Origin of the sequence: Dyadobacter sp., from assembly GCF_051859145.1 — a bacterium.
In the GTDB taxonomy this organism is placed as follows: Bacteria; Bacteroidota; Bacteroidia; order Cytophagales; family Spirosomataceae; genus Dyadobacter.
Genome location: NZ_JBHYGF010000340.1, coordinates 1 through 4,672, shown reverse-complemented (window position 1 = coordinate 4,672; position 4,672 = coordinate 1). Strand labels below are relative to the sequence as shown.

4 protein-coding genes are annotated in these 4,672 nt (G+C 47.4%); all 4 read left to right on the top strand.

From position 1 onward, the window contains the following. Window positions 1-318: 318 nt before the first annotated feature. Entirely contained in the window at window positions 319-894 is a 576-nt protein-coding gene (locus ACTIE6_RS18220) for a DUF4142 domain-containing protein (protein ID WP_439558000.1), read from the top strand. 189 nt (window positions 895-1,083) lie between these two features. Then, a complete protein-coding gene (locus ACTIE6_RS18215) occupies window positions 1,084-2,646 on the top strand; it encodes a sulfatase family protein (RefSeq protein WP_439557999.1) in 1,563 nt (520 codons plus the stop codon). A 4-nt stretch (window positions 2,647-2,650) separates the two neighbouring features. Continuing rightward, window positions 2,651-4,087: a phytoene desaturase family protein gene (locus tag ACTIE6_RS18210; RefSeq protein WP_439557998.1), complete on the top strand. Its 1,437-nt coding sequence runs from the start codon at window positions 2,651-2,653 to the stop codon at window positions 4,085-4,087. A 15-nt stretch (window positions 4,088-4,102) separates the two neighbouring features. After that, the coding region (locus tag ACTIE6_RS18205; protein WP_439558001.1) for an SUMF1/EgtB/PvdO family nonheme iron enzyme at window positions 4,103-4,672 on the top strand (570 nt) is incomplete at its 3' end.

Sequence of the window (4,672 nt, the reverse complement as noted above, 5' to 3'; positions counted from 1 at the left end):
CACGAAATAAAAAAGTATCGTCATCATCGTCGTCAGCGAGAAGAATCTGAAATTGTTTGTCCTGCGTCATTACTTTTTCTCAGAAGCGAAGCTCCTATTTCTTTCCTATTAACAGGTGAGGGTACGAATATAGTTGGCCGTGAAGGACAACTGGCAAAGCTAATATAACTTTTTTTGAATTAATGCACGCACTCCTTTCGCGAATAAGAAAATGTATCGCTACACAGGTTGTAGGTGTAATTCTTGGTAATCGATTAGTAGAGGTAGTTGGATCTTGGCACAATTTTTTGACTTACCTAAATTAAAAATCACAAAAAAATGAAAGTGTTTATGAAAAAGATCGCATTTACTTCACTGGCGCTTGCTACAATGATGGCATTTTCTGCCTGCAATTCAAATAAAACCGAGGACACCGCAGAAGTAGCAGAAGAGCAAAACGAGCAGAAGCTGGACGATACCAACCTGGAAGATGATTCAGAGTTTGCAGTGGACGCTGCTGACGGCGGTATGATGGAAGTGCAGCTGGGCGAGCTGGCAAAAACAAACGCAGCCAGCGCAGATGTAAAGAAATTTGCAGAAACAATGGTGACAGAACATAGTAAAGCCAACGACGAGCTGAAAGCGCTGGCCCAGCAGAAGAACATTACGCTACCTGCTATGCTTAGTAACGACAGACAAAAGAAATATGACGACCTGGCGGCCAAGAAAGGCGCCGACTTTGATAAAGCATACATCTCTTTTATGGTTGATGATCATAAAGAAGACATCAGCGAGTTTGAGGAGGCAGCGAAGGATGCCAAGGATCCGGACGTGAAATCGTGGGCAGCAGGCAAAGTGCCAGCCCTGAAACACCATCTGGAAATGGCAGAGGCGATTAACAACGCAAAGAAATAAGCACGCAAATTCCTCCCTGAGCAGCCGGAAACCTACAAGGTTCCGGCTTTCTTGCTTTTTAATGGTTGAGTTTTGAGAAGAAATAGACAATTTGAACTTTTAATCTGAGGTAGCGCTGAGTCAAAAACACGCAAAAACTTGATTAATTATCTGCGATAAGCTTATTTTGTCTATCAATTTAATAGAGTTATGCTTACAGATCTATTGTTCTCTTTCCGCAGAGCCATTTTTGTCGCTGGTTCGGCTATCTTATCCATTGGTTTTGCCGCTGCGCAAACAGCCAGCCGCCCCAACATTATTTTCATTTTCTCCGATGATCACGCTTACCAAGCGATCAGCGCGTATGGAAATAAATATGTTAAAACGCCCAATATTGACCGCATTGCGAGAGAGGGTGCATTGCTGACGAATAACCTGGTTACCAACTCCATTTGCGGGCCGAGCCGGGCTACTTTGCTTACGGGTAAGTACAGCCACTTAAACGGGTATAAAAGAAATGACAATACCCGCTTCAATACCAATCAGACGCTGCTTTCGGAAACGCTCCGACAGAACGGGTATCAGACAGCCTGGATAGGGAAAATGCATTTAAATAGTCTGCCCACCGGCTTCGACTACTGGAATGTACTGCCCGGACAAGGCAGTTATTATAACCCCGATTTTATAGGTCAGCCCAATGATACCACGCGGCACACGGGCTATGTTTCTGATCTGATCACAAAATTTTCGACAGAGTGGCTCGATAAGCGGGATAACTCAAAACCTTTTTTTCTCATAGTAGGGCATAAAGCTACCCACCGCGAGTGGCTGCCTGATTTGCAGGACCTGGGTGCGTATGACAACATTAATTTCCCTCTTCCTGCAAATTTCTATGATGATTATAAAGGAAGAGCGGCGGCACTCGATCAGGATATGTCCATTGAAAAAACGATGCGGCTAAAACAGGATCTGAAAGTAAATGCGGATTTTGAAAAGGACTGGACCTATAATCGCTTTAATGCAGATCAGAAAAAGGCATTTAAAGGATACTGCGACAAAATCACCAAGGAATTTAATGACAAAAAGCTGACCGGAAAAGCATTGACGGAATGGAAGTACCAGCGTTACCTGCGCGACTATTACTCTGTTGCCAAATCGCTCGACAGGAACATTGGCAAGCTGCTCGACTATCTTGATAAAAGCGGATTAGCAAAGAATACAGTCGTGATTTACGCGTCTGACCAGGGATTTTACCTGGGCGAACACGGTTGGTTTGACAAGCGTTTTATTTACGAGGAATCCTTGAAAACCCCCTTTGTGATCCGCTACCCTGGCGTCATCAAGCCGGGTACCAAAAACAGCGACCTGGTAGTCAACATCGACTGGGCGCCTACCGTGCTGAACATTGCAGGCGTGAAAGTGCCGGCAGATATGCAGGGAAAATCGTTTTTGCCAAGGCTGCAAAGCGGCCAGACCGCGCAGGTACCCTGGCGAAAAGAGGCGTATTACCATTACTATGAATTCCCGCAGCCGCACCACGTTTACCCGCATTTTGGTTTGAGAACAAACCGCTACAAGCTGGCTTACTTCTACGGAGGCACTGATTCCTGGGAGCTTTTTGATCTGCAGAAAGATCCGACAGAGGTCAACAACATCTATGGTACAAAGGGAACAGAGTCCATTGCTGCCGACCTGAAAAGCAAGTTGAAGGTCTTGATGGACGAGTATAAGGATGAGGAAGCATTAAAGGTACTTGCATCTGCTAAAAAATAATATCGTGAATGGTAATCGATATGATGCGGTGATTGTCGGAGCTGGTCCAAACGGGCTGGCGGCTGGCATTACGCTGCAACGTCGCGGATTATCGGTTTTGATTGTGGAAGCCAAAGAATCAATTGGCGGCGGCATGCGCAGTGCGGAACTTACATTGCCGGGTTATGTACACGACGTTTGTTCGGCGGTGCACCCGATGGCATTGATGTCGCCATTTTTCAAAAGCATTCCCTTACGGGAGCTGGGTGTTGAATTTATCCAGCCAACCCTCGCTGCCGCGCATCCTTTTGACGATGGTAATGCAGCAATTCTCGATCAGTCGGTTACGAAAACGGCGGATAGCCTTGGTGTGGACAGGTCTGCTTACCTGGATTTTATGGGCGGACTGGTGGACATTATCCCTGACATATTACCCAATCTTTTAGGCCCGTTAACCTTTCCGCGGCATCCGCTTAAACTGGCGAATTTCGGGTTGAAAGCATTGCCGTCTGCAACTTGGTCGGCAGGGAAGTTTAAAGCGAAAGAGGCCAGAGGATTATGGGCGGGAATGGCGGCGCATTCTATTCAGCCTTTGGAAAATGCAGCTACTTCGGCTTTCGGGATTATGTTAATGGCGGCGGCACATTTGTACGGCTGGCCTATTCCAAAAGGAGGAAGCCAGTCGTTGGCCAATGCGCTGGGAGATTATTTCAAATCGCTTGGCGGAGAGATCAGGACGAACTTTCGGGTTAGCAATCTCAAAGAACTTCCGGATTCAAAAGCTGTATTAATGGATGTAACTCCCCGGCAACTGGTACAAATTGCAGGGAACGAGCTCAGTTCATCCTACCGCAGCAGGTTACAAAGCTACCGCTACGGAGCCGGTGTTTTTAAAGTAGACTGGGCACTTGGTGAACCGATCCCGTTTACGGCAAAAGCCTGCCGGCGGGCGGGTACTGTTCACATTGGCAATACCATTGAAGAAATTGCAAAATATGAGGCCGGGATAGCAAAAGGCATTCATTCTGATAAGCCCTTTGTACTCTTGGCGCAGCAAAGTACATTTGATCATACCCGCGCGCCAAAGGGCAAGCACATAGCCTGGGCATACTGCCACGTCCCAAACGGATCGAATGTAGATATGACAGCTGCCATTGAACAGCAGGTGGAGCGGTTTGCTCCGGGATTTAAAGATGTGATCAAGGCCAAAAATACAATGAGCCCCGGTCAGATTGAAAGCTATAATCCCAACTATATCGGAGGTGATATCAATGGCGGTATTCAGGATATTTTTCAACTTTATTCAAGACCAATACTGAGTGTTTCGCCGTACCGCACATCCGCAAAGCACATTTATATCTGTTCCTCTTCCACACCTCCGGGAGGCGGGGTGCATGGAATGTGCGGTTACCACGCTGCTACTCAGGCATTGAAGGGTATTTTTAAAGTAACTAATAAATAGTATTTAGTGAGATCAATGACAACCCGTGGAAACAACCTTCAAAGATTGGCCCTGCTCGCGCTTGTTGCAGGTGCTGCTTTGGGTTGCGGAAGCAAGAAAACCGCTGAGGAAAGAAAAGCAGACAGCATTGCCCAATGCATTTCGGAAGGGATACCTTCCCGCGCAGCGGCAATCGCGAATGCAGTAAATATTACTGCCGGCACAGGCGACACGACCGGAATGGTGTGGATCAAAGGCGGGAAGTTTTTAATGGGTGCCGACGAATTCCCGGATTCCCGGCCGATGCACGAAGTGACAGTCGACGGATTTTACATGGATGCACACGAGGTAACCAATGCAGAGTTCGCTGCATTCGTGAAAGCCACAAACTATAAAACGGTGGCAGAAAGGCCGCTGAACCCGGCAGATTATCCGGGCGTACCTGCCGACAAGCTGGTGCCCGGCTCTGCGGTGTTTACACCTACACCCACGCGCGTGAACCTTGATAACCCGCTGCAATGGTGGAATTACGTACCTGGCGCAAATTGGGCGCATCCCGAAGGTCCGCAAAGCTCAATCAAAGGCCGCGAGAATTATCCTGTGATC